This window comes from Corynebacterium kozikiae (assembly GCF_024580965.1).
Taxonomy (GTDB): Bacteria; Actinomycetota; Actinomycetes; order Mycobacteriales; family Mycobacteriaceae; genus Corynebacterium; species Corynebacterium kozikiae.
Map to the genome: position 1 here is coordinate 1 of NZ_JANIKJ010000009.1, position 25,224 is coordinate 25,224.

At 60.7% G+C, this 25,224-nt stretch carries 24 protein-coding genes and 3 pseudogenes; 15 read left to right on the top strand and 12 right to left on the bottom strand.

Annotated elements, in window-relative coordinates; genetic code table 11:
• Positions 1-169 precede the first annotated feature (169 nt).
• The 3 genes and pseudogenes from NQ018_RS06850 to NQ018_RS06860 all read right to left on the bottom strand — a co-directional run.
• Positions 170-393 (bottom strand): annotated as a pseudogene (locus tag NQ018_RS06850) (IS6 family transposase); the annotation flags it as partial.
• Positions 394-463: 70 nt separating this feature from the next.
• On the bottom strand, positions 464-1,078 hold the full coding sequence (locus NQ018_RS06855) for a YdhK family protein (RefSeq protein ID WP_257059870.1): 615 nt from the start codon (positions 1,076-1,078) through the stop codon (positions 464-466).
• Positions 1,079-1,125: 47 nt separating this feature from the next.
• Entirely contained in the window at positions 1,126-3,150 is a 2,025-nt protein-coding gene (locus tag NQ018_RS06860; protein WP_257059873.1) for a copper-translocating P-type ATPase, read from the bottom strand.
• A gap of 9 nt (positions 3,151-3,159) precedes the next feature.
• Here NQ018_RS06860 and NQ018_RS06865 point away from each other — a divergent pair, with 9 nt between their 5' ends.
• Entirely contained in the window at positions 3,160-3,363 is a 204-nt protein-coding gene (locus tag NQ018_RS06865) for a hypothetical protein (RefSeq protein WP_257059875.1), read from the top strand.
• Positions 3,364-3,411: 48 nt separating this feature from the next.
• On the opposite strand, the gene NQ018_RS06870 is transcribed toward NQ018_RS06865, so the two are convergent.
• The 3 genes from NQ018_RS06870 to copR form a co-directional block, all read right to left on the bottom strand.
• Positions 3,412-3,738 carry a heavy-metal-associated domain-containing protein gene (locus NQ018_RS06870; RefSeq protein WP_257059878.1) on the bottom strand — a complete coding sequence of 109 codons (327 nt, stop codon included), beginning with the start codon at positions 3,736-3,738 and terminating at the stop codon, positions 3,412-3,414.
• Between the two features lie 115 nt (positions 3,739-3,853).
• Positions 3,854-4,981 carry a two-component system sensor histidine kinase CopS gene (copS, locus tag NQ018_RS06875; RefSeq protein WP_257059880.1) on the bottom strand — a complete coding sequence of 376 codons (1,128 nt, stop codon included), beginning with the start codon at positions 4,979-4,981 and terminating at the stop codon, positions 3,854-3,856.
• The gene (copR, locus tag NQ018_RS06880) at positions 4,978-5,700 is read right to left on the bottom strand and encodes a two-component system response regulator CopR (RefSeq protein WP_257059883.1); all 723 of its coding nucleotides are present in this window, start codon (positions 5,698-5,700) and stop codon (positions 4,978-4,980) included. The genes copS and copR overlap by 4 nt, the downstream gene beginning before the upstream one ends.
• Positions 5,701-6,103: 403 nt before the next feature.
• On the opposite strand from copR, the gene NQ018_RS06885 reads away from it, so the two are divergent.
• Entirely contained in the window at positions 6,104-6,679 is a 576-nt protein-coding gene (locus tag NQ018_RS06885) for a CueP family metal-binding protein (protein ID WP_257059888.1), read from the top strand.
• Between the two features lie 71 nt (positions 6,680-6,750).
• The gene (locus NQ018_RS06890) at positions 6,751-8,232 is read left to right on the top strand and encodes a multicopper oxidase family protein (RefSeq protein WP_257059891.1); all 1,482 of its coding nucleotides are present in this window, start codon (positions 6,751-6,753) and stop codon (positions 8,230-8,232) included.
• Here NQ018_RS06890 and NQ018_RS06895 read toward each other — a convergent pair.
• On the bottom strand, positions 8,210-8,488 hold the full coding sequence (locus NQ018_RS06895; protein ID WP_257059893.1) for an exonuclease domain-containing protein: 279 nt from the start codon (positions 8,486-8,488) through the stop codon (positions 8,210-8,212). The genes NQ018_RS06890 and NQ018_RS06895 overlap by 23 nt on opposite strands.
• Before the next feature lie 221 nt (positions 8,489-8,709).
• On the opposite strand from NQ018_RS06895, the pseudogene NQ018_RS06900 reads away from it, so the two are divergent.
• Positions 8,710-9,959: pseudogene (locus NQ018_RS06900) on the top strand (IS256 family transposase).
• 252 nt (positions 9,960-10,211) lie between these two features.
• Here the strand turns inward: NQ018_RS06900 and NQ018_RS06905 are convergent.
• Positions 10,212-10,547 (bottom strand): hypothetical protein, encoded by a 336-nt coding sequence (locus NQ018_RS06905; RefSeq protein WP_257059896.1) that lies wholly within the window; start codon positions 10,545-10,547, stop codon positions 10,212-10,214.
• Between the two features lie 512 nt (positions 10,548-11,059).
• Here NQ018_RS06905 and NQ018_RS06910 point away from each other — a divergent pair.
• The 3 genes from NQ018_RS06910 (at position 11,060) to NQ018_RS06920 (ending at position 14,015) form a co-directional block, all read left to right on the top strand.
• Positions 11,060-12,133, top strand: coding sequence for an acyltransferase family protein (locus tag NQ018_RS06910; RefSeq protein WP_257059898.1), 1,074 nt, complete (start codon positions 11,060-11,062; stop codon positions 12,131-12,133).
• A 7-nt stretch (positions 12,134-12,140) separates the two neighbouring features.
• On the top strand, positions 12,141-13,469 hold the full coding sequence (locus NQ018_RS06915; RefSeq protein WP_257059901.1) for a glycosyltransferase family 87 protein: 1,329 nt from the start codon (positions 12,141-12,143) through the stop codon (positions 13,467-13,469).
• Positions 13,470-13,541: 72 nt separating this feature from the next.
• Positions 13,542-14,015, top strand: a complete 474-nt coding sequence (locus NQ018_RS06920) for a hypothetical protein (RefSeq protein WP_257059903.1) — start codon at positions 13,542-13,544, stop codon at positions 14,013-14,015.
• On the opposite strand, the gene NQ018_RS06925 is transcribed toward NQ018_RS06920, so the two are convergent.
• Positions 14,012-15,373 carry a M20/M25/M40 family metallo-hydrolase gene (locus NQ018_RS06925; protein ID WP_257059904.1) on the bottom strand — a complete coding sequence of 454 codons (1,362 nt, stop codon included), beginning with the start codon at positions 15,371-15,373 and terminating at the stop codon, positions 14,012-14,014. The genes NQ018_RS06920 and NQ018_RS06925 overlap by 4 nt on opposite strands.
• 135 nt (positions 15,374-15,508) lie before the next feature.
• Here NQ018_RS06925 and bioB point away from each other — a divergent pair, with 135 nt between their 5' ends.
• The 5 genes and pseudogenes from bioB to NQ018_RS11745 all read left to right on the top strand — a co-directional run.
• Complete coding sequence (gene bioB / locus NQ018_RS06930) at positions 15,509-16,504, top strand: biotin synthase BioB (protein WP_257038579.1); 996 nt, start codon at positions 15,509-15,511, stop codon at positions 16,502-16,504.
• Between the two features lie 83 nt (positions 16,505-16,587).
• Positions 16,588-16,842 (top strand): biotin synthase auxiliary protein BsaP, encoded by a 255-nt coding sequence (bsaP, locus tag NQ018_RS06935; RefSeq protein WP_257060041.1) that lies wholly within the window; start codon positions 16,588-16,590, stop codon positions 16,840-16,842.
• A 267-nt stretch (positions 16,843-17,109) separates the two neighbouring features.
• Positions 17,110-17,271, top strand: a complete 162-nt coding sequence (locus tag NQ018_RS06940) for a hypothetical protein (protein WP_257059906.1) — start codon at positions 17,110-17,112, stop codon at positions 17,269-17,271.
• 10 nt (positions 17,272-17,281) lie between these two features.
• A complete protein-coding gene (locus tag NQ018_RS06945) occupies positions 17,282-18,028 on the top strand; it encodes a hypothetical protein (protein WP_257059908.1) in 747 nt (248 codons plus the stop codon).
• 114 nt (positions 18,029-18,142) lie between these two features.
• Positions 18,143-18,214 (top strand): annotated as a pseudogene (locus NQ018_RS11745) (biotin synthase auxiliary protein BsaP); the annotation flags it as partial.
• A gap of 32 nt (positions 18,215-18,246) precedes the next feature.
• On the opposite strand, the gene NQ018_RS06950 reads toward NQ018_RS11745, so the two are convergent.
• The gene (locus tag NQ018_RS06950) at positions 18,247-18,606 is read right to left on the bottom strand and encodes a hypothetical protein (protein WP_257059911.1); all 360 of its coding nucleotides are present in this window, start codon (positions 18,604-18,606) and stop codon (positions 18,247-18,249) included.
• 260 nt (positions 18,607-18,866) lie between these two features.
• On the opposite strand from NQ018_RS06950, the gene NQ018_RS06955 reads away from it, so the two are divergent.
• The 3 genes from NQ018_RS06955 to amn all read left to right on the top strand — a co-directional run bounded on the left by NQ018_RS06955 (position 18,867) and on the right by amn (position 22,814).
• Complete coding sequence (locus NQ018_RS06955; RefSeq protein WP_257059914.1) at positions 18,867-19,787, top strand: Sir2 family NAD-dependent protein deacetylase; 921 nt, start codon at positions 18,867-18,869, stop codon at positions 19,785-19,787.
• A gap of 264 nt (positions 19,788-20,051) precedes the next feature.
• A complete protein-coding gene (locus NQ018_RS06960; RefSeq protein WP_257059916.1) occupies positions 20,052-21,314 on the top strand; it encodes an ATP-binding protein in 1,263 nt (420 codons plus the stop codon).
• A 105-nt stretch (positions 21,315-21,419) separates the two neighbouring features.
• Positions 21,420-22,814, top strand: a complete 1,395-nt coding sequence (amn, locus tag NQ018_RS06965) for an AMP nucleosidase (RefSeq protein ID WP_257059918.1) — start codon at positions 21,420-21,422, stop codon at positions 22,812-22,814.
• A 42-nt stretch (positions 22,815-22,856) separates the two neighbouring features.
• Here the strand turns inward: amn and NQ018_RS06970 are convergent, their stop codons facing one another.
• The gene (locus tag NQ018_RS06970) at positions 22,857-23,696 is read right to left on the bottom strand and encodes a PhzF family phenazine biosynthesis protein (protein WP_257059920.1); all 840 of its coding nucleotides are present in this window, start codon (positions 23,694-23,696) and stop codon (positions 22,857-22,859) included.
• Positions 23,697-23,788: 92 nt separating this feature from the next.
• Entirely contained in the window at positions 23,789-25,150 is a 1,362-nt protein-coding gene (locus NQ018_RS06975; RefSeq protein WP_257059923.1) for a dicarboxylate/amino acid:cation symporter, read from the bottom strand.
• Positions 25,151-25,224 lie beyond the last annotated feature (74 nt).

The window sequence follows — 25,224 nt, forward strand, 5'->3', positions numbered from 1 at the left end:
AAGCCGTAGACCACCCAGCGCCTAAAACCTGTCCACAAACCCCTTGGACTCCCCGTCCAACAAGAAGCTAGACTCCCTGTCCAACAAGTCTATGGACTCCGTGCCCAAAAACCCCATGGACATAACATTGCTAGGTGTTGGAGGCGGCGACCCTGCCAAAGACACAGACTCTGGCCTGCCAGTCAGGTACCTGCCGGTACCACCGTGTTTGCTTGTCCAGCTCAGGGACGTATTTCTGGACCCAGCGGTGAGAATCGTGGTGTGATCAACCGGCACGCCCCGCTGAAGTCATCATTTACTCCAGATCGCGGTAGCTCACCCCGTAGCGGCAGTACCACCGCACCGCCCACAGAATGATGTCACGGGGAAATGACGACCCGAGAAGATACCCATGGCTGTGATTATTTCACGTCGCTCTTCCTACTGCCCCAACTTTGCAACAGCACCGTTCAGGGTGGGCGGACTATTCGGCGGGTTGGATCTCGCTCTCGGTGACCCACTTGTGGTTGGTCATCGTCATCCCGTCGACGGTGAGATCAACCATGTAGACCGTCTCCTCGGTGGAGTAATCGATGGTGGCCTCAGCACCCTTCATGCCGGACATGTGCTCGGCATCCAGGACAACGCTAGCCCCGTCGGGCAGGGGGGCCTGACCCGGATCGACGAGCTCCTCATGGACGACCCAGCGATGGTCGGTAACCGGGGCCCCACCGTCAGTCGGGGTGTAGCTGACCGAGTAGGTGGTGGTGTCGAACGCCCCGGAAATGGTGGCGGTAGCCCCGTCCATGCCGGGCATGTGGTCAGCGGTGAGGATGACCTCGGTGCCCACCGGGTACGTGGGATTCTCGGCCTCTTCAATGCCTGCCGGCGGTGCCCCGCCGTCGACAGGGTGGTCGTGCCCGCCGTGCTCTTCGTGGGAAGTGGTGGTGTCTTCCTGGTGGGTCTCGTTGGACTCTGTGGTTGCCGTCGTGGTGCTGGTGGTGTCGGCATCGTCGGAGTTGTCGGTGGCGTCGCTGCAGGCGGTCAGCGCCAGGGTGGAGGTCAATACCAAGGCGGCGAGGGTAATGCTGCGTTTCATGAGCGTGCCTTTCAAAGGTGGTGTGAGTTAGGGGTCGAGAGACAAGGTCAGTCAGTAACGGTTACGGGGGATATCGACCCGCTGTGTTCCTCCTTCGACTCGGTCGGAGCCAGGTGAGCCGGCTCCAGATCAATGCGGCGCAACAGCTGGGCGTTCAGGGCCACCACGATGGTCGAGGCAGACATCAAGATCGCGCCCACGGCCGGGGACAGCACGAACCCGATCGAGGCGAGCACTCCGGCGGCCAGCGGCACGGCGAGGATGTTGTAGCCAGAGGCCCAGATCAGGTTCTGGATCATCTTGCGGTAGCTGGCCCGCGAGAGCTCAATCATTGACAACACCGCCCGGGGATCGTCACTGGCCAGGACCACTCCGGCGGATTCCATCGCCACATCCGTGCCGGCCCCGATGGCGATACCGACCTCGGCGCGGGCCAGGGCCGGGGCGTCGTTGACACCGTCGCCGACCATGGCCACGCTCAAACCCCGATCCTGCAGCTGCGTGACCTTGGTGTCCTTGTCCTGGGGCAGGACCTCGGCGAAGACCTCATCGATCCCCAGGTCCTGGCCAACCGCCTGGGCCACCTGCTGCGCGTCACCGGTGATCATCGCGACCTTCACCCCGCGGTCCTGCAGGGCTTTCACGGCGGCGCGGGATTCGGGGCGGATCTTGTCCTCGACGGCCACCGCACCGATGATCTGACCGTCGCGGACAATATGGAGCACACCGGCCCCACGCCCGGTCCAGGCGCTGGTGGTGTCGGTGAGCTCGGCCGGGGTAGTGAGGTTGAACTCGCGCAGCATGTTCGGCCCGCCCACGCGGATCTCAGCGCCATCGACAGTGGCCCGGATCCCGCGGCCGGAGGCGGCGGTGAAACCGGTTGCGCGCAGTGGGCGGCGTGAGGCCTCCGGGTGTGCGGCCGCGGCAGCCACGATGGCGCGGGCCACGGGGTGTTCACTATCGGCCTCGGCGGCGGCGGCCAGGGCCAGCAGGTGCCCTTCCGAAGTACCGGGCACCGGGGCGACACCGGTAACCGCGTGCGCACCCTCGGTCAGGGTGCCGGTTTTGTCGAAGAGCACCACGTCGATGGTGCGCATCCGCTCGAGCGCCATCCGGTCCTTGATGAGCACCCCGGATTTCGCGGCCCGCTCGCTGGAGATCGCAATGACCAGCGGAATCGCCAGGCCCAAAGCGTGCGGACAGGCGATGACCAGCACCGTGACCGTGCGCACCACGGCATCGTCCGGGCTGCCGATGATGGTCCACACCACCGCGGTGATCAGAGCGGAGATCAGCGCGAACCAGAACAACAACGCCGCCGCGCGATCCGCCAGGGCCTGGGCCCGGGAGGAGGACTCCTGGGCGTCGGCAACCATGCGTTGGATCCCGGCCAGGGTGGTGTCCCCGCCGGTAGCCTCCACACGGATGCGGACGGAGTTGTCGGTGGCCACGGTACCGGCGACCACCTTGTCACCGGTGTCGCGGAAGACGGGACGGGATTCGCCGGTGATCATCGCCTCATCGAATTCGGCGGCTCCGTCGAGGATGGTTCCGTCGGCCGGCACCCGGGCACCGGCCCTCACCAGCACGACGTCGTCGACGACCAGCTCGGAGATGGCCACGGTGCGGGTGGTCCCGTCGATGACTTTCTCGGCCTCATCCGGCAGCAGGGCAGCCAGCGCGTCAAGCGCGGAGGACGCGGCCCCGAGAGCGCGCATCTCCAGCCAGTGGCCCAGCAGCATGATGGTCACCAGCAGGGCCAGCTCCCACCAGAAGTCCAGGTCAAAACCGCCCAGGCCCAGAGTGGTGACCCAGGAGGCGACAAACGCCACGGTGATGGCCATGGCGATCAGGAGCATCATCCCGGGTTGGCGGGATTTCAGTTCTTTCCATCCGCCCTTGAGGAAAGGCGTTCCGCCGTAGACGAAGATAATCGTGCCCAGTACCGGGGGGATCCAGGTGGATCCGGGGAATGCCGGGAGGTGGTAGCCGAGCAGGTGGGCGACCATGGGGCTGAAAATAACGACGGGAATGGACAGAATCAGCGACCACCAGAAGCGGTCCCGAAACATTGCGGTGCTGTGCCCGGCGTGTTCGCCGTGACCATGAACGTGGTGGTCTTCGTCCGGGACGGAGTGCGGGTGATCGTGGGGCATCGCCTGGCCATGGGTGTCGGCATCTGCGTGGTGTTCGTGGCTGGCATAATCCGGGTGGTGGGTGTGGTCTGTTTCCGGAGCGGGGTGATCACCATGGTGATTGCCGGAATGGTGGGGAGTGTTCATTAGGTTCCTTCCGCTCAACCCGGTAGGGGTTGAGGTGATTGGTAAAATTGATCAGGATAAGACGGTGTAGCCGGCCTCCTCGATGGCCCGGCGAACGATCTCCGGAGGTACGACTCCGGTGACCGTGACGGTGGAAACCCCACCAGCAGCGAGATCAACCTGGACGTCGTCGACCTGGGGAAGGGCCTGAAGGGCCTGGGTCACGCTTTTCGCGCAGTGCCCGCAGGTCAGGCCGGTGACCTGGTAGCTAGGGGAGGACCCTCCTACTGACGAGTCGCTGGCGGCAGGGGTGGAGGCGGTGTCGGTACGTGAGGCAGGTCTGCAACAGCTGTAGCCGTGGGAGGCCATCGGCAAGAGGCAGGGCGGGGAGGTGATCATGGGAAAGCTCCTACGGGTCGGCGGGATGCGGCGATGCTCCTCTCTAGGAGATACCCCTCCGGGGGTATATTTTCAATGGGTGGAGGGCACGGCCCTTACGCGGGGCAGGGTGCGGTCACCGAGCAGCCTCCTCACTGTCGGGAGGGGACAGCGGGAGGCGGAGGGTAAACACCGCTCCGCGACCGGGTCCGGGGGAGGTGGCGGTGAGAGTGCCGCCGTGGGCCTCGATCAATGCCTTGGAGATGGTCAGACCGATACCGGCCCCGCCGTTGTCCCGGCTACGGGCGGCATCCCCCCGGTAGAAGCGTTCGAAGATGTGTCCGAGCTGGCCAGGTGGGATGCCCTCGCCGTCATCGGCGACGTGGATGAGCGCGGTGGACGCCCCCTGTCGGTGGACGCTGATCCGGACCTGCCCGCCGGCCGGAGTGTGCCGTAGCGCGTTCGACAGGAGATTGCTCATCACCTGGCCGAAGCGTTGCCGGTCCACGAGCACCCGCGCGGTGTCCGTAATGGTCTCGACCTGTAAATCGACGCCTTTGTCAGCATAAGCTTCCCCCGCGGCAGCAGCGGCGGTATGGAGCAGATCCCCGAGCCCTTCCTCCACCAGGTCCAAATCGATCCGGTGTTCCTGGGCCCGGGAGACATCGTCGATGTCTTCCATCAACCGGGTCAGGCGGGCGAGTTGATCAGCCATGATCGTGTGGGTGGCATTATTGCAGTCCACAACCCCGTCCTGGAGACCATCGAGGTAGACCGTGAGCACCGATAAGGGGGTGCCCATTTCGTGGGCCAGATCAGAGAGCATCTGGCGGCGGACCTGTTCGGTGTGTTCCAGCCGGTCGGCCATGGTGTTGAAGGCATGCGCCAGGGTGGTGACCTCGGGGCCTGCTTCTCCGGCGGACACGCGGATACGGTAGTTGCCGGCCGTCAGGCTGGTAGCGGCGCGGGTGAGATTCTGCAGGGGGGTGCGCAGGCGACGCGACAACCACAGGCTGGCCAGCAGGGCGCTGATCAAGGCGGTGGGCAGGGCGACGGCCAGGGTGATCAGGCTGGCGTCCCGGTAGGCCTGCTCGGCATGGAACAGCTCCAGCGAGGGGTCCTCCTGGTCGGTCATCAACAAATGATCATGGAACAGGGTCGGGCCCACCATCGTGGCCACGGCCGCGGCCACCAGCAGGCTAATCACCACGACCAACACCTGGGCGGCCAGGAAGCGGAAGGTCAGGCCGGGTCCGTGATTCATGGCTGCCCCACCCGGTAGCCCACGCCACGCACGGTGTCGATAAACCCCCGGCCCCGGGTGTCGGTGCCGAGCTTGCGACGCAAGTTGCCGATGTGGACATCGACGATGCGTTCATCACCGACCCAGGTGGTGTCCCATACCTCGGTGACCAGGTCGTGGCGGGTCAGCACCTGGCCGGGGCGCAGAGCCAGGGCAACCAGCAGCTCGAACTCCGTGCGGGTGAGCTCCACGGTCGTCTCCCCCACCCGCACCTGATGGGCGACGGGGTCAAGGATGAGGTCACCAACGATCAAGGGGGTGGTCACCTGCGGTGGGGTGGTGCTGGTGCGCGGGCGGCGCAGCATCGCATGCACCCGGGTCACCAGTTCCCGGATGCTAAAAGGTTTGGTGATGTATTCATCCGCCCCCAGGGTCAAACCGCTGATCTTGTCGTCCTCGCTGCCACGCGCGGTGAGCATGAGGATGTAGCAGTCCGAGAAGGTGCGAATCCGTCGGCACACCTCCAAGCCGTCGAGTTCGGGTAGCCCCAGATCCAGCACCACAACATCGGGGGAAAAGCTACGGGCCTTGTCCACGGCCTGGGTGCCGGTGTGCGCTTGGAGGGTATCGAAGCCGGCCCGGATGAGGTAGGAGGCCACCATCTGAGCCAGGGGTTGTTCATCATCGACGACCAGCACTCGCCTCGGGGGCGTGGCGGTGGTCGGTATGCGGTCAGCCATAGACCCTAGTATCGCTCCGGCCAGGGGGGAATACCACCCTCGCCCAGTGCCCGGCGGGAAATCTTCATCAAATCTTCAAACATCACCCTTCGACCGCCGTCACCCCTGTGCCCCACCCCGGGCCAGCGGCATCGCCTCCCCTGGTCAGCTCAGCAGGCGCCACCAGGGATTTCACTGCCTGCACCGTATACCCGGGGCGGGTAGATGGACATCGCCCACGGCTGTGGGGTGGTGTCCCGGTGGTGACCCAGCCCACCGGAGTCACCCCCTTTTCGCCCTGTTATATGGCTGCGAGCAGGGTTTTTAATTTCTGGGCCTTCAGGAACCCGTGCTAGATAAAGGTATGGCATCGACCTTGAGGCGGTGTCTTCTCACCGTCTTACTACGATCCAAGGAGATTGACGTGAAACGAGCAGCGAGCGTAGCCGCCGCCCTTGCCCTCGCCCTCACGGGGTGTTCGGCCACCGACCCGGAACCCACCGCGGACGGGACGGTGTCCCAGGATACATTCCTGACTACCCATGGCCTGGCCGCCATGGACGCGGTGGAGATCATTGATCACCTCGACCGGCAGAAGGTCACTGAGCGTCCCACGGATCTGATCGCCTCCGTGCGTGCCGATGAACTGCTGCTCTCGAGCGATGACCAGGAAGTCGTGGTCGATCTTCCCGACAATCAGACGTATGTCTCGATCGCACCCTATCTCACCTCCACCCACGACTGCTTCTATCACAGCCTCACGACCTGCCTGGGGGAACTCGACAATGAGGACATCCAGGTCACGATCACCGATGAGGCGACCGGTGAGGTGCTGGTGGACGAGGCGACAACCACCTTCGACAATGGGTTTATTGGCTTCTGGCTTCCCGATGATGTCACCGGCCTGATTGAGGTCAGCTACCAGGGGCGTACCGGCACCACGGAGTTTTCCACCGCCGACGACGGTGCCACCTGTGTCACAGACCTGCACCTGACGTGATGGCTCAGCAGGGTCCTCACCTGCGCCTGTCTCCCGTAGCACTGAAATCTAACACCAAGGAAGGTTAAATCATGATAAACGGATTTTCCCGACGACAGTTTCTGCTCGGCGGGCTCGTCCTCGCCGGCACCGGGGCCGTGGCCGCCTGCACCAGCGACCTTGGACCCGCTGCCTCGGCACCAGGTTCCTCCCTTCGCCCCACTCCCACCCCCACTGCGCTCGGTGAGCCGACGGTGCGCCGGACACTGACCGCCCGGCCCCTCTCTCTGGATATCGGCGGCATCGAAGCCAAGACGTGGGGATACGTCTCTGACACCGGGGATGCGGCCATTGAGGCCACCGTCGGCGATGTCCTCCAGGTCGATATCACCAATGAACTGCCTGAGAGCACCTCCATCCACTGGCATGGCATCGCACTCCATAACGCAGCCGACGGTGTGCCCGGCATGACCCAGAACCCTATTGAACCTGGTGAGTCTTTCTCCTATGTTTTTGAAGTCCCCCACGGTGGCACCTACTTCTACCATTCCCACACCGGCCTGCAGCTTGATCGCGGCCTCCACGCCCCACTGATCATCCGTGACCCGCAAGACGCTGAGGACCAGGACGTCGAGTGGACCATCGTGCTCGACGACTGGGTCGATGGCATTCGGGGCACTCCCGACGATGAGCTCGATAAGCTCACCGGAATGGGTTCGGGCGACCATAACGGGGGGATGGGAATGGGAGGTCACGACCAGATGGTGCACGGCACCCCGGACCAGGTACTGGGCGGGGATGCCGGCGATGTGATGTATCCGCACTACCTCATCAACGGACGTATCCCCCGTGCTCACCGGACTTTCAAGGCTCGCCCGGGCGACAAGGCCCGCCTGCGGTTTATCAACTCCGGCGGTGACACCATCTTCAAGGTGGCCCTCGGTGGTCACCGCATGACCGTCACCCACACCGACGGCTTCCCTGTCCAGCCCTGGGAGACCGAATCGATCTACCTGTCCATGGGCGAGCGTGTCGACGTCGAGGTCATCCTCGGCGACGGCGTCTTCCCGCTCACGGCTTTGGCGGTGGGTAAGGACGACCGCGCCTTCGCCGTCATCCGCACCGCCGGCGGCCAGGCCCCCCGCCCCGATGTCGACTTCCCCGAGTTGTCGTCCACCGGACTGCTTCTGTCCTCCCTGAAGCCAGCAGACCGTGCACTCCTGCCCGAGGGCACACCAGACCGAGAAGTCAGCATCGACCTGGGCGGGCAGATGATGCCATATGAATGGCGCATTCTCACCGACGGCCAATCCTCCTCCGCGACCGTGCAGGAGGGCCAGCGCCTGCGGATGGTCATGCGCAACAGGACCATGATGCCCCATCCCATGCACATCCACGGCCACACGTGGGCGTTGCCCGGCAGCGGTGGACTACGCAAGGATACCGTCCTTCTCCGCCACGGTGAAACCATGATCGCCGACCTGATCGCTGACAACCCCGGGGAGTGGGCATTTCACTGCCATAACGCCTATCACATGGAAACCGGGATGGTCAGCTCGCTTCGCTACGAGTAACCCCCACAGCAGGGTTGAGTGCCGAGGTGGGCGGGGGTGTCCCCCGAGTAGTGGACACGGCGTTGGTGTCAGGGTTGAGCAGTGCGTGCCAAGAGTCGACGGGTTTGAAGTATGCATCAGCGCGCACGGCAGCAAGTTCAATGATGTGGTCGTAGCGCTTGTTAAAGCCGGTGGTTTCGGTATCAATGACCGCAAAGACCGGCGTGCCCGATGTGCGCGGGGTGTAGCGGTTGAGGAGGTTTTCTAAAAGGCCCATGGCCTTAAGCCTAGAGGCCCATACCGACATGCCCGCCTAAACGCTATCGAACACTGCAACCAACGTGGATTTCTGTGGATAACCACACTGGCCCCGGTTGCGTCCGCTGGTGTGGTGTATCTGTAGCCCGCGGTAGGCCTTGTGCCGGTGCACAATGAGGCGACCATCGCGGGTACCTTTCGAATCAACTCTTACCTATCCTCGAAAGGACCAACCCCACAATGGCCGCTGGCCCTCATTCTATCGACCCCACCGCCTATCTCGACGAATTGCTGTCCCAAGCCTGCCCGGACTTGGTTGCGGTAGATGCTCGAGGGCTTCATTAACCAGATTCTCTCGGCCCAGGCTGACACCGTCTGTGGCGCCGAGTACGGCACGACCAGCGATACCCGCGTCAACCTGCGCAACGGGTACCGTCACCGGCCACTGGACACCCGAGTCGGCACCATCGATGTTGCTATCCCGAAACTACGCCATGGTTCTTTCTTCCCTGACTGGCTTCTTGAGCGACGCACCAGGGTCGAACGCGTCCTGACGACCGTGATTGCCACCTGTTATCTCAAAGGTGTCTCCACCCGGCGCATGAATGACCTCGTTGCTACGCTCGGCATCACCAACTTGTCGAAATCACAGGTCAGTGACATGGCCAAAGAACTAGACGCGATGGTTGAAGACTTCAGGACCCGACCCCTGGATTCCGGGCCGTACTTATTCGTCTCGTGTGATGCGCTGACGATGAAAGTCCGGGAAGGTGGCCGTGTGGTCAAAAATAGTGTCCTGCTAGCGACCGGTGTCAATGCTGACGGCTACCGAGAACTTCTCGGCATGCCCGTAGCTACAGCTGAATCGACCGCGTCGTGGACGGGGTTCTTCCGCGACTTGAAAGCCCGTGGCCTGGGGGATGTCTACTTGGTGACCAGTGATGCCCACTTGGGTATTCAGGGCGCAGTCGGTGATGTACTACCGAATGCGTCCTGGCAACGCTGTCGCACGCACTTGTCCAAGAACCTGTCATCCATGGTGCCCAAGACCCAGTGGCCGACTCTGTCGGCGATGTTTCAAACCATCTTCCAACAACCCGATGCCGACGCGGTGTGGGCACAGGCTCGGGAGGTGGTGGAGTTTTGTCAATCCAAGTTCCCTCATGTGGCCGACTACCTGGAAGAACATCTTGATGATGTGTTGGCGTTTACCCAGACACCACAGTCGGTATGGACGAAAGTCTGGTCTAACAACCCGACCGAGCGGTTTAATCGCGAGATCCGCAGGCGCAGGGTCGTGGGGATCTTCCCCAACCGTGATGCCGTCGTCCGTCTCGTCGCAGCGGTACTGTCTGAGCAGCATGACGACTGGATTCAGCAGAAAGCGCTACATGTCCTTGACAAGTCTCGAACAGACCAAGGCACTGATGGCTGCCAACTTCATCGATTCCGGAGAAACCACACCATCCCACAAGGAAGTTGCAGCCTAATGCGCCACCCTCACCGGGACCGAGCCGGCCCTCAACACAGCTGTCAGTTCTTCTTTGATCCGGAAGAACTCATACACCACTCAAACGGACTTGACCCAACACATGTGCTGAAGAGTTTTGTGAAGTCGATCATTTATGCTTTCCTATCACGTGGGAAATGAAATAATCGCCGGTAGCTGGAACTAATACTATTTGGTTCCAGCTACCGGCGACTCCTCAGCGATGCTGAGAGCTCCGTCTTGGTGGTCCTGGTTAGGGTTGCAGGGCGATTGCTTCGTTGCGGAATCCGTCTGTGCCCCAGTATGCCCGATCCCACCAGGTGATTGATTCCCCGAGTTCGATGGTTACGAAGTCGTTCGGAAGGATAATGTACTCAGATTGAGCGATGACCTCGACCCCTTGGTGCCTGAGCCCAGCCAAGAATTGTGCTTTGGCATTGGGTCCGCAGTTGAGGTCAAGACCTAGGAATGTATCAGTGATGGGGAGGTCAAGATAAGCCCCAGCACCACTATCCGTAAGCCCCAGTATCAACTTGGCAATCCAGTTTGCCTTCGGTGAATAGATCGACCCCTCCTGTAGGTGCCTCACTTCCTCCATTTGGGAGTGGGGCGGGTCAATTATTACTTTTGTCTTTTGGTATTTGTATTATTCTGACCGCCGGATGTTGACCGTCGAGGTGGAGTCCCATCATTGCTGCTCAAGTGTTCCTTTGGCGCTCGACTACAGGCCTTACCACCTTTTTACAACTAAATTGGAAAAGCCGTAGGACGGGAGCCTCGGGTTGTTTGTGTGAGCCCCACAAACAACCTCTTTCGAAAAATCGCCTGTCAAGTGTCAGCGGCGTTTTCCGGATAAAAGTTGTCCATGAGGTCATGAATCCAGACCGTGCTGTTCATCCAATAGTGCTACCCCTTCCAGGAACCAAACCGGTAGTCGCCCGTTTGGACAATGGTGTCGGATAAGCTCAGCGACCAATGGTGCTTGTGGTTCTCCTGTGAATCCAGTAAACTTTTGAGCGTTTTTGAATCGAAGCTCACCCGTTTTCACAGCTCATGAGGCCTGCCACCTTACAGCCCAAGGAAGGACCAAGGACCTCCGTAATGCAGCACAGCCCTACCCAGAGGCTCGCGTGGCCGGACGTTGCAAAAGGCATCAGCATATTAGGCGTTATTTTGTTGCATGCCACGATTTCCGTGCCTGGCGATGAGGAAACTCTGTTCACCCTCATCAATGACTTCCTCTACCCACTGCGCATGCCACTCTTCTTCATGGTCAGCGGCATCTTTTCGGTGAAGGTACTGCAGATGACCTTCGCGGAGCTCTACTGCCGCAGGTTGTGGTTCCTGATTGTGCCCTATGTGGTGTGGGCGCCAATTGAGATGTTCACCTACCGCTACGAACTCCACTTGGCGTTGGAAACCCGCATGCCAGAGGCGAAGCACTATCTCACCAAGATGTTCTACGCCACCAACATGTACTGGTTCTTGTGGTTGCTGGTGGTATTCACGGTGGTGCTGTGGGCTACCAAGTTCATTCCCGAGCGATTCCGGCCAATCGCCCTGCTCGTGGTGCTGGCGCTGAGTACCGTGGCGGTGCAGGGTGAGACTTCCTGGCGGATCTTTGAATATCTGCCCTGCTTCCTCTTTGGTGCCTACTTCAGGGTTCTGCTGTTGGAGGTAGGTAAGCGCGCCACCTCCTGGCAAATGCTGAGCCTTGCGGCGCTGGCTGCGTTGGTGGGCTGGACGCTGCGCGGTGTCGTCACGCCTGATGCCCTTCTTACTGCCCGCGATGCGCTGAGCTCGATGTTGCTGATTGTGCCGATGGTGGTGGCGTCGGTGTATCTTGCTGTGCTGCCTGGGATTGGGTGGCTGCTGCAATGGGTGGGGCGCAACACACTGGCGCTGTATATCAGCCATGCGCTGACCATCACGTTCCTGTTCAAAATGCCGTTTGGCCTGGAACTTTTCAAGGGCACGTTGCCGCCGTCGCTCATGGAGCTGCCCACTGAGGCGTGGATTGGATACATAGTGTTGGCGTGCCTGGCCGTAGGATGGGTAACCACTTGGGTGATGAAACTGCCGGTTATCGGTTGGACGTTCCACCCGCCGGCGCTACTGCCACAAAAGCAGCCAACCCAGGCAGCGCTGAAGCGCCAAGCCGTGCGAGCTTCCTAGGAGAACATTGACAACACAGCCCACCCAACCCGCCCAGCCAATTCAACCCACAGCCAAGGCCCTTGCGCTCGTGCTCACCTTGGTGGGGCTCTTTGAGGGCGTGCGTGCCACCGTGGCACAGATCCTGGCTTCCCAATACCCGCTGGATATGGTGATTTACCGGGAGGGGGTGCGTGCGTTCCTGGAGGGGCGGGCCATGTACTCCGAGCCGATGCCGGCCGGTGACATCGCGTTGCCGTTCATCTACCCGCCGTTCGGCGCGTTGGTGATGGTGCCGCTTTCTGGGCAGGGCCTGAGCCACGATGCCGCCGGCAACATCATGATCGTGCTGTCCAATCTTTTGTTGTTCCTGTGCTTGTGGCTGATCGTGCGGGCGTTGAGCGCGCCCCGCGGCACCCAGGCCTGGTACACGCACTTTTCGCGCCAGTGGGTGTGGGCGGCGTCTGCGCTGGCGTGGGGCGTGGTGTGCAACATCGAACCGGTGCGGTTGAATAACTCATTTGCGCAGATCAACATGGTGATCATGGCGCTTGTGGTGCTCGACCTCGTGCCGCGCAAGCGCACGCTGCCCCAGGGCTGGTTGATTGGCGTGGCGGCTGCCATCAAACTTTCGCCGCTGGCGATGCTGCTGTATTTCCTTCTGCGCAAGGATTTCAAGGCGATTGTCACCGCGGGCGTCTCGGCAGTGATTGCCACTGCGATTGCGGCCCTGGTGCGCTGGGACGCCACTTGGGAGTTCTTCAGCGTGAAGCTGCTCAGCATGGGCGGCGGCGGTGAGATTGGTGTGAACACTTCTTATCAGTCGAACAGTTCCATCAAGGCCGTGATTCAGCGCGCGTTTGGCTCGCAGGAGGTGCTGGATGCCTCGAGCACCCTGGTCAATGTGCTGTGGCTGGTGCTGGCGCTGGCAACGATTGCCGCGGGTTCCTGGTTGATGCTGCGCCTGATCCGCCAGGATCTGCACATCGAGGCCTGGCTGGTGGGCTCCATGGTGATGCTGCTGATCTCCCCAATTTCGTGGTCGCATCACTGGGTGTGGCTCGCGTTGATTCTGCCGGTGTTCTTGTACCGCGCCTACCAGTGGCGTCCCTACACCTCATGGGCAAATGTGCTACTCGGGGTGCTGGTGGTCTGGTTGGTGCTGGTGCTGGCGGTGCCGCCAAAGTGGTGGTTCGGCGATTCCATCGACATCTTTGCCAAAGCCTTTTGGGTGAAATTCTTGGTCAGCGACTTCGTCTGGTTCGCCGCCGCGACCTTCGCCCTGCTCGGGGCGTGCGTGAGCAAGCTGCCAGCGCCCCCAGCGCCCCCAGCGCCGAAGCAATCCAGCGCTTCCTAGGGTGTCACCGTAGGATAGTGAACATGGTTGCTGCTATCCCTCGGCTGATCCCTCTCGTGGCGCGGGGCTGACATGACGCGCAAGGTGCTGGCGCAGTTCCAAGCGCGCCTGAACGGCCCCATTTTTTGGCTGGCATTCGTGGCCATGGGGGCGGTGGCGATCAGCACCATTCCTACGTTTGCCGGCGCGCCCCTGGGGCAGAAGTTCGTTGTGGTGGCCTTTATGGCCTTGGGCATCGCATTGATGTTCATGAACGTGCGCCTCACGCTGTACCCGGAGCATCTGGAAATCAGGATGCTCGGCAACCTCATCCAAGAGGACGTGCCGTATCGGCGCATTAAATCCGTAGGCATTGGCCCGATCACGGGTATCCGCTTTGGTGCGGGTCTTCGCGTCCTGCCTAAGGGTGGGATCGGTTACCTGGTGGGAGGCCCTAGCATTGAGCTGCACACTGCTGCGGGTAAGCTGCTCGTCTCTGTTCCGGATGCCCAGGAGGCGAAGCTGGCTATCCTGCGCGCCAGGCGTTCAGCTACTGGGGCGCATTAGGCGTAGAAGTTGCGCAGCAGGGCAAGGTAGCCCTGGACTGTGAGCTTAAAGTCTTCCAGGTAAAGGTGCTCGTCGTGTGCGTGGAGCTGGGAGAACACCTCACCTAGGGTGCGGCTGGGAGCGTGGACTGCAAAGCCGTAGCCCACCCCGCCGGCGCGCCGGGCAAAGCGCAGGTCAGAGCCTCCAGAGGAGAGGATAGGCACGGCGGTGGAGTTGGGGAATGCTTCGCGGAGGGTGGCTTCTATGGCGCGGTACAGGCGGTGATCGGTGGGGGAGACGCTGGCTGGCTCCGAGATCAGGTGCTCGATTTCCACTTCGCCCGCGAGCTCGCCGAGCGCGGCGGTGATGAGGGCATCCACGTCTTCGTCGCTTTGCCCAGGCAGGGTTCGGATGTCACATTCCAGGTAGGCGTGGCTGGGCAGCACATTGATGGCTTTGCCCGCGCGCAGCACGGTTTGGGCGATCGTGAGGTGGGAAACGGCATGTCCGTAGCCCGCGAGCTCGCCGAGGTGCTCGTAGCCCTCCCCGCGCAGCAGGGCAGCCTCAGTATCAGGGTCAAAGCGGAACGCGCCGACGAAGCCGCCCCAGATCGGGTCCCGGGTCACTTCCGGTGCGGCCTGGGCTAACCGACGTGCAACCTCCCCGATTTTCACCACCGCGGAGTCCTTGCCATAGGGAGCTGAGCCGTGGCCGGCACTGCCGTGGACGTGCAGGCGGCGTTGAGCCGCGCCCTTTTCGCCCACGGTGATGGTCACGCTGTCATGGCCGTCTTGGCCGTGGATGTGCGCACCACCGGTTTCGGAGACGCAGTTTTCCCAAGAGAATGCGTCCGGTGCGTGGTCGCGCAGCCACTTGGCTCCCAGGCCGCCGCGTGCCTCCTCATCAGCAAGCGCCACGAACGTCACCTCGCCGTGCCGCGGTGCGGGGGCTGGGGGGTTGGCGGCGTCGGAAATGCGAGCGAGCTGCCTGAGTGCCGTGGCCATGGCGGCGGTGATGAAGAGCATGTCTATGGTGCCGCGGCCGTAGATTTTGCCGTCTTCGATGTGGGCGTCGAAGGCGGGGCGGGTCCATTTGGAGGGGTCAATGGGGACTACGTCCGTGTGGCCGAGGAAGGTCAGCGGTGCTTCCGGTGCGTTGGCGGGGAGGGTAAACGCAATGCTCACGCGGCCCGGGTGCGGTTCAAAGCGCGTGGCTCGGATGAGGCCAGCTTGAATTTCTGCGTGGAAGAAACGCTCCAGAGTATTTGCGTTGCGGACCTCTTGGCCGGAGTTCGCGGTGAGGTCATTCACACAGGCGTTGCGCACGAGTTCTTTGAGCAGGCCCAGGGCGTCTGCGTGGAGGTCTTTGCTGGCGTGCATGGGGTTAAGTGTAGCCCCGGTTTCCCTTAACAGTGTTCAAGATGTGGTTAGAATGCTGTATTGACCACTTGAACACTGTTTAGATTTGCGCTGCTCTCGCTCGCTGCGAGGGCTGGCGCAAACGGATGGAGAACCATGACGGACATTCTTGAACTCGCCCGCGAAAAAGTCCTGGGCCGTGGCATTGGCTTGGACAAGGATGAAGTGCTGGCGGTGCTCCAGCTCGAGGAGGAGCGGATCCCCGAACTGCTCGAGCTTGCCCATGAGGTGCGTGTGAAGTGGTGCGGTGAGGAGATTGAGGTAGAGGGCATCATTTCCCTGAAAACCGGCGGCTGCCCAGAGGACTGCCACTTCTGCTCCCAGTCCGGGTTGTTTGAATCTCCGGTTCGCTCCGCATGGCTGGACATCGCGGGCCTCGTGGAAGCGGCGAAGCAGACGCAGAAATCCGGCGCTACGGAGTTTTGCATCGTTGCGGCTGTGAAGGGCCCAGACGAGCGCCTCATGAGCCAGCTTGAGGAAGCCGTGGCGGCTATTAAGGCTGAGGTAGATATCGAGGTGGCGGCGTCGGTAGGCATCCTGACCCAGGAGCAAGTGGACCGCCTTAAGGCTGCCGGTGTGCACCGTTACAACCACAACCTGGAAACCGCACGATCCTATTTCCCGAACGTGGTGACCACCCACACCTGGGAGTCGCGGCGTGAGACGCTGCGGATGATTGGCGAGGCCGGCATGGAAGTATGCTCCGGCGGCATCCTCGGCATGGGGGAGAGCCTGGAGCAACGCGCAGAGTTTGCCACAGACCTTGCCGAGCTCAACCCCACCGAGGTGCCCATGAACTTCCTTGACCCGCGCCCCGGCACACCATTTGCCGACCGCGAAGTGATGGAAACCAAAGATGCGCTGCGGGCCATCGGTGCGTTCCGCCTGGCGCTGCCCAAGACCATCCTGCGCTTCGCCGGTGGGCGCGAGCTGACCCTAGGCGACCTCGGCACCGAACAAGGCCTGCTCGGTGGCATTAACGCTGTGATCGTGGGCAACTACCTGACCACCCTGGGCCGGCCAATGGAACAAGACCTGGACATGCTGGGCAAACTGCGCCTGCCAATTAAAGCACTGAATACGAGCGTGTGATGGGCACCGAATCCCGTGGAGTGGCTGGGGCGCGCCGTGGGGTGGCTGGCGAGCGCCGTGCAGTGGGCGCCGAATCCCGTGGGGTGGGCGCCGAATCTCAAGAGCTCCTCGCCGTAATCCTGGCTGGTGAGGCACCTATTTTCCACCCCAACACCGGGCAAGAAATCGCGGCCGGGGAAGCAATTCATCTCTCGCCATCCGCGCGCGCCGGGCTGGAGGCGCCCCGCTATTGCCAGCTCTGTGGCCGGCGGATGGTTGTGCAAGTGCGCCCCGACGGCTGGGAGGCAACCTGCTCCCGGCACGGGGTGGTGGATTCCGTGTACCTGGGGCGGCGGTAGTTGTTAGCGGTGGTCTTACGAACTATTTTCTGGCCCGTAGCGTTTGCCCGGCACTCGGTGTGCCGGGTATGTATTTTCGACTTTTCGGAGGATGCTGCTGACCGGTAATCCCCCAGCATGTGCCACTATGGCACGAGTTTTCGAACAATGTATTCCGTTATGTCTTGAGGGCCATCTATTGTGGATTTACAGCAATGAGAGGAGAGAGATGTGGCACTTAAGATCGACAGGAAAAATTCTGAGCAGCTCCGTCGGCGTGGGCGTGAATTGTCTGATGAACTGATCAGCCGCTATTCCGAGATCGAAGGAGCACCGATTACGCGAAAGGACTTGAGTGATCTCGCAGACATGGGTTGCCTTTCGGCTGATGAGCGGGATCTCTATGACGAGCTCCGGCGAGTGGAGATGCTGCTTAACGTAGACGAATGAGCGATGCCTCATGAGCGGCGGAAAGATTTCTCGAGACTTAAGCGAAGATTCAGTACGGAGTTTCTATGAGGAAATCCAGGAGATTCTGCTTTCAGCTTTGCCCATTGATGAGGCTGCTATCGATGCCGATCTAACGATTAATCAGGACTCGGACATCTACCTATTAAATTATAAGGTTCCGCTCTATTACGGGCGGGGAACCCTGGAGCCTGAGGAATTCGATGCAGCTACAAGGAGTGAGCTTTACCGTCTCTATCTCGAATTTAAGCTGTCTTGGGATCGCACGGGATGTTTTTTAGCAGTGGAGAAGAGCTCATACCAGATTCGCGTACACACAAGTCCTGGGGTGAGATTTGAGTATGAGAGGAATAAATACAACGCCCCTGCTGCTCACATTCATTTTTCAGGTGTCGAAGGGTTGTTGAGCCCTGCGCTTATGAAGAATGGTCCTACGCGGAAGGGGGATTCCCGGAAGCAAGGTCAGCTTGGCGCTCTCCATATTCCGGTAGGCGGTCACAGGTTTAGGATATCAGTAGAGGATTTTCTTTATTTCGTTATTCAGGAGTGTGGTTTTGCTGGTCGCACTGGGTGGGAGAACAAGTTAAAAGTGTCACGTGACACGTGGTTTGACATTCAACTTCAAGCCGCTGTGCGGGATAATCCAAATATTGCAGCGCAACAACTTCGTGAGCTTGGATTCGAAGTGACTGAACCCTCTACTGGTTGCCCGCCGCGCAAACGCCATCAATCGTGGTAAACCCGGGCTGTGGGATTAATCTAGTCCCAACTGTGAGCTCTCGGTAGGAGAATGCAACAGCGCTTATAGCGTTTCTCTCGGATCTCACGGGAACACAATGACTGCCTCACCGCGCGCCCCGACGGCTGGGAGGCAACCTGCTCCCGGCACGGGGTGGTTGATTCCGTGTACCTGGGGCAGCGGTAGGCGTGAGCGGTAGATGTTAGGGGCGGTTGGCGTTAGGGGCGGTTGAGTTCGCCTTTTCTGAATTTCCTCAAGATAGTGAGGCCCAGCAACGCCGTAAGGCCACCCGCGATCAAGAGAAACGACCAGCCACCCCAATAGAATGCTGTCACCGCGAGGATGAGCACAATGGCCAGAGCGATGATTCCCAATTTTGCTGCTAGTGAGCCAAAGGCTTGGTTCACTGAGTAGACCAAGGCTAGGAAGCTCAGAAGCAGGAATAGTCCAAACAGGATGCTATCGGAGCCGGCTATCAGCCCTTCGGCATCGCGCAGCCGACTGGACGAAGCCCCCAAGGCACCCCAAAACAGCCATGGAGCTGCGACAATAATGAACTGTGAACCAGGACTGCACATGGGCTCATCCTCCTGATTGGGTGGCCTGGATTTCGGGGGTTAGTGGGCTTGAATGCGTTAGTCGATAGCTCAAAGTCGATAGGACGCGATTTTCCCCAAATCCCGGTCTCCTATCGACCAACGCAACGGCCTATCGACTTTAAGCCATCGACCAACGCCCAAAACGCCCCTGCGAACCAGACCAAACCCCTGAGCATGGACACACAGCTTCGGCAAGCACCCACTTGCGCTTTGCTCACCCCGGGTAAACAATGTCCAGCATGGAAGATCCGGCCGTTGCTATGGCGCATGCCTCTGCGCTGCGCTCGATTGCGCGCGTGGTGGAGGAAAAGGTGGATCCAACGCCTGCGGACGTCGCCAAGGCCCGCATCACCGAGCAAGTAGCGCGAGGCAAGGTGCTGGTGCTTTCAGGGGCGGGCGTGTCCACTGACTCAGGCATCCCGGATTACCGTGGTCCGCGCGGTTCGCTTTCGCGGCATCGGCCGATGACCTACCAGGAGTTTCGCCACGATCCGGCGGCGTTGCACCGCTATTGGGCACGCAGCTTCGTCGGTTGGCGTCACATGGATGCCGCTGCCCCGAACCGTGTGCACGAGCTGTTTGCCAAGTGGGAGGTAAATGGCCTGGTCAGCGGGGTTGTCACACAGAATGTCGATGGGTTGCATCAAGCCGCCGGGTCCCGCAACGTGGTAGCGCTCCACGGCGATCTGGCTACCGTGGTGTGCCTGAATTGCGGGCGGAGGGAGGATCGCCACTCCTTTGACGCACGCCTTGAAGCGGCTAATCCTGGCTACCTCGAGTCGATTCGCGTTGAAGTGGACATGGTGAACCCGGACGGCGACGTGACCTTGAACGAATCCGATGTCTCCCGATTCAACCTTCTCGGTTGCCTCAGCTGCGGCTCACCCCTGCTCAAGCCCGACGTGGTCTACTTTGGCGAGCCAGTGCCAGCCGCACGCAAAGCCCAGGTAGCGGAGTTGCTTGAGCGATCGCAGTCTGTGTTGGTGGCGGGCAGTTCGTTGGCGGTGATGAGTGGCATGCGCATCGTATTGGATGCGATAAAGCAGGGCAAAGAGGTCGCGGTGATCAATGGAGGGCCAGGGCGTGCCGACGATCGCGTGGGCACCGTGTGGCGCACCCAGCTTCGCCCAGCGCTCGAAGCCATCGACGCGCAACTGTAGCGCTCCGGCGCGCCCTCGCGCCTGCCCGAAGCCCCGAAGCCCTGAAGCCCCGAAGCTCTGAAGCCCCGAAGCCCGCCGCAGTAGACCGAGCGAGGCCTGGTATCCGTGCCGTACCGGGGGAGTACCTTTGGTTGGGTTAGCGGTTCCTATGGGTGAGCTGAGGGTGGGATTTGTACATTAAAAAGGGTGGGATTTGTATACTAAAAAGGGTGTTATTTGCCCATTAGAGCATCTAGATAGCCATTTTTAAGTATGCTGCAAAGTGTGTCTGGAATCTACGTGCGTCGAGTGATAGATGACTTGCTTGATAACTACATGGAGCACCTCCCTGCAATTGCCATTGAAGGGCCAAAAGGTGTTGGCAAGACGGCAACGGCTTTACAGCGGGCTGCTGCCGATTTTCGCCTTGATAACCCTGGTGTCAAAGAACTACTGGAGGCAAGGCCGGAACTCATCAGTGAGAGCGAAGGGACGCTGCTGCTGGATGAATGGCAGCGATATACCCCCTCATGGGATTTGGTGCGACGTGCGGTAGATGATGGGGCAAAGCCTGGCTCGTACCTTCTCACAGGTAGTGCGTTTCCACCGGTGGGAAGCCAAATCCATTCAGGTGCGGCGCGCATCGATACAATTCGGATGCGGCCGTTTGCCGTCCAAGAACGATCCATCGCCCAACGGTTGGTCGGCTTGATTGATTTCTTTTCTGGCAACACGGATTCAGTGCAAGCCCAAGAAATCGATGCCTCTATCGAGGATTATGCAACCGAGGTCTGCAGATCAGGACTGCCAGGGATCATGGACCTGCCGGAAATGCTCCGCACCCGGAGGCTGGATTCTTATATTCAGTTGCTTGCGACCCATGAATTTCCACAGCTGGGTCTCAATGTGCGCAACCCAGGCGCGCTAACCCGCTGGTTGCGGGCATACGCAATGGCGACCTCTCAAACAACCAGCTACACGGAGATTCTGGATTCTGCCACCCCTGGTGAGTCGGAGAAGCCTTCGCGCGGAGCTGCAGAGGCGTACCGCAACCTGCTCGAGCAGCTCATGATTTTGGAACCACTTCCGGCTTGGTCACCTGTGCAGGCAAAGTTTCCAAGGACCATAAAATCCCCGAAACACCATCTCTGCGATCCAGCGTTGGCCGCCCGCCTCCTTGGCGAAAATCCGCGCAGCCTGCTGAGTGGGGATCCAAAGCAAGCGCAATTGTTTGCGCAACTATTTGAATCCTTAGTGGTGCTGAGCGTACGAGTGGCTGCTGAAGCGCTCAATGCCAAGTGTTGGCACCTGCGCACGCAAAAGGGAGACAGGGAAATAGACGTCGTTGTGGAAGATGAAAACCAGCGGATTGTCGGCATCGAGGTGAAGGTCTCTCCTGTGGTCAAAGATGACGACGTGAAGCACCTGCTCTGGCTGAAGGAAACAATTGGGCCAAAGTTCGCGGCTGGGGTAGTAGTGCACGCCGGGAAGCAGTTGTATCGTCGAGCCGATGGCATTTGGGTGGTTCCGCTCGCGGCGTTGTATTAGCGTCGCCGGCCCCTGGTACGAGGCCGCGGAGCCACCACCGGGCGGGATCCACGCAGCACCATTAAGCTCGAGGAGAAAGTGAACGCGCGGGGTGAGGGAGGAATCATGGACGTTGGAACCGCAGTAGAGCGATTGGTGGAGATCTACGAGGAATCCACCCAGATCGCCCGCGAGGTCTTTGAGAACGGCGACTACGCGCGCTACGCCGAGGTGGTCTACCCAAAGTTGATCGTCACGGTGAAAAGCTGGCACCCCATCGACCGCACCCAGGCCTACGGCTATGTGGATGAGGCCGGCGTCTACTCGGCGGTGCTTTCCCGTCCCAAGCTGATGCGCCAGTACCTCTTCTCCCAACTTGAGCGCCTGAGCAGCAACTATGACTGTGAAATTGACGTTGTGCGCTCGGATGTGCGCATTCCGCCGGAATACATCGACGGCATTGAGGGCCTCACCGAGGCGCGCCGGGTAGGCGATACGGGCGAGTTCGTGCCCAGGCCCACGCTCGATGACGTGGACGACGCCATCATCGACGGCGACTGGGAAGCCTTCCACGGCCCCGAAAAACCCCTCTTCCACTTCACTCCACAGCGCTTCGACATCGCCTGCGCTCGCATCAGCCATTACACCGGCATCGCTCCCGACTCAGTCCAGCGCTACATCCTGTTCACCAACTACGCTATGCACACCCGCGAGTTCCTCCGCTTCGCTCTCGCCGAGCTGTCCCGCGAAGGCTCCAGGTATCAGGGACTCATGCTTTCCGACGGCCACCGCATTGACCGCAACGCCGCATCGGCAGCAGACGCGATTGACCTCACAACCGGCCACCAGATGCCGCGTTTGGATCTGTTGGCAGAGGACAACATGGGGATCACCATGATCAACATTGGTGTTGGCCCTTCGAACGCGAAAACTATCACTGACTGCCTGGCGGTGCTTCGCCCGGAGGCGTGGGTGATGATTGGCCACTGCGCGGGCTTGGACGGACGCATGCGAATCGGCGACCTCATCCTGGGCAACGCCTACCAGCGGGAAGACCACCTCCTGGATGGGCACATCCCCCTGGAGCTGCCGATTCCTGCCGTGCCCGAAGTGCAAAAGGCGCTGGAGAAGTCCGTGCGCACCATCTACGGCGAGGACCTGCAGCTCATGCGCACCGGCACGGTGCTCTCCACCGATGACCGGAACTGGGAATGGCACACCCCGAAGAAACTCTGGGAGTTACTGCGCGGTTCCACCGCCGCTGCGTGTGACATGGAATCGGCAACCCTCGCTGCCAACGGATATCGCTATCGCATTCCATACGGTACCTTGCTGAGCGTGTCTGACCTGCCGCTGCACGCGGTCCCTAAGCTCCCGGCAGCGGCGCAAACCTTTTATGCCAATTCAAAGGAAGCGCATGTGATGTGCGCGGTACGAGCGGTGGAGGAACTGGCCCTCGACCCGGAAAAGCTGCGCACCAGGAAGTTGCGCCGCACCATCGGCGAGGTACCCTTCCGCTAGAAACGCCTATGTTTCACGTGAAACATTGATTTTTCTGCGCGGCTAGAAGGCAACGCTGCCTTCGATCAGCTTCTGGCAACGACCCCCGATCCAATACTCACCATCTTCACTGCTCACCCGCACTTCACCCCGGCGTCCCACCATGGTCCCCTGGCGCACAGTCATGGTGTCAGGAAGCCGGCCTGTGCCGCCCAACCACTTCGCAAAACCAGCGTTCAATGAGCCCGTCACCGGGTCTTCCCCGAGGCCGGGAATAAGCGCACGGACTTCGGCATCGAACGCCTCATCTTGAGCAAAGGAGAATAGGCCAATTCCCGTGCCCGCCACCTCGGCCAACAGGCCGTAATCCGGCTTGACCGCGCGCAGGGTATCTACGCTGTCAAGAAGGATGCCTAAGAACTCGGGGCCGTTGACGAGCCAGTGGGCATCGCGCACCTGCGAACGATGAAGCCCTAGTCCACGCAGTGCTTGCCGAAGCTCGTCCGCCGTAGGGTCCCGCTCTTCAATGAGCTCTGGGGCTTTGAACGCAAATACAGGTTCTTCATTGGCGGAATCAACGCGGACTTCTACCAGCCCAATTTCACATTCTTGAACAAGACGCTTGGCGCGGCTCCCCGTCTCTTGCTGGTGTGCGTATGCGGACCCAAGGGTGGGGTGTCCTGCGAAGGGCAGTTCGAAATGCGGTGTAAAGATCCGCACCCGATAGTCCGCGTCTGGGTGCGTGGGGTTCAAGAGGAATGTTGTTTCGCTGAGGTTGGTCCAGTTTGCAAAAGATTGCATCTGTTCATCGTTCAATCCATCGGCGTTGTGGACAACGGCTAGAGGATTGCCGGTGCACGGGCCGGTGTGAAACACATCAACTTGGGAAAACTTGAGGCGCATAGTGGCAATGGTAGCCCTGTGGCCGGCGGTGGTAGCGGTGGACGTCGGTACGAAAAAAGGCACCGCGAGTGGGTGCCTTCTTCCTGTTGCTGTTATACGCGAACGGAGGTGCGCTCGCTTACTGTGGCTACCTCGGCGGATTCATCCAAGGGGCGTTCGTTGGCCTCCCACACGGAGGCGTCCCAAATACCTGCGCGCTTTGCCACGATCAGGGCACTGAGCGACTGACCGGTGACGTTCACGGCGGTGCGGCCCATGTCGATGATTGGCTCGATGGCAAGCAGCAGGCCTACACCCGCGAGTGGCAAACCAAGGGTGGAAAGCGTGAGCGTGAGCATCACGGTTGCGCCAGTAGTACCGGCTGTTGCTGCGGAGCCGATCACGGAAACGAAGATGATCAGCAGGTAGTGGGTGAAATTAAGGTCGATTCCGTAGAACTGCGCAACGAAGATCGCGGCGATCGCGGGGTACACCGCTGCGCAGCCGTCCATCTTGGTGGTTGCACCGAGCGGGATGGCAAAGGAAGCGTATTCACGTGGAACGCCCATGGATTCCGTGACGCGCTGGTTAACCGGCATGACGCCCATGGAGGAGCGGGTCACGAAGCCCAGGGAGGTCACCGGCCACACGCGCTTGTAGAAGCCAAGCACTGGGATCTTGTGTGCGGCGAGTACGGCGGGGTAGATGAGGCCAACCACAATCGCGAGGCCAACGTAAATAGCGAGCACAAACTTGCCCAAGCTACCCAAAGCCTCCCAACCATAGGTGGAAACGGCGCGGCCGATGAGCGCTGCAGTGCCGATTGGGGCCAGGCGGATGATCCACCACAGGATCACCTGCACCACCTTCAAAACAGATTCGGCGAAAGTGATGAACGGCTCGGCGGACTTGCCGGCCTTGACCGCCGCGATGCCGAGCGCAAAGGCGATCACCAGCAGTTGCAGCACGTTGAAGCTCAAGGAGATGCTGCCGCTCTGGCTGGTGGAGGCGCCGAGGCCCAAAATGTTTTGGGGCACGATCGAGTTGATGAAGCCCAGCCAAGAACCAGTGGTGGAGGGCTCCGCTGCGGTGGATGGGTCGATGCTGGTGTTCTCACCTGGGCGCATCACGAGCGCCACCACGATGCCGGCAATCACGGAGAAGAACGCCGTGATTGCGAACCACACCAGGGTGCTCACAGCGAGCTTTGCTGCGCCAGTGACCTTGCGCAGGTTGGCAACGGAAGTAATCACCGCGGCGAGGATCAGCGGCGGGATCATCACTTTCAGCAATTGGACATAGGTGGAACCAACCCAGCTCAGGATGTTCGTGAGCCAGCTTGTCTCCTCAGCGGTGTCGAGGCTCCGGGCGATCAAGCCCAGGATGAGACCCACGATGAGGCCCAGCGTCACTTGCGCGCCGAAGCCAGTGGCCCAGCCAGGCAGACGCCTCGTGGTGGAGGTGTTGGTGGACATGTTGCTCCTTGTTCATGAGGATGCAAACAATTGCAAGACCGATCAGTCTATTTTGCCCTTGTTTGCCTTATTGT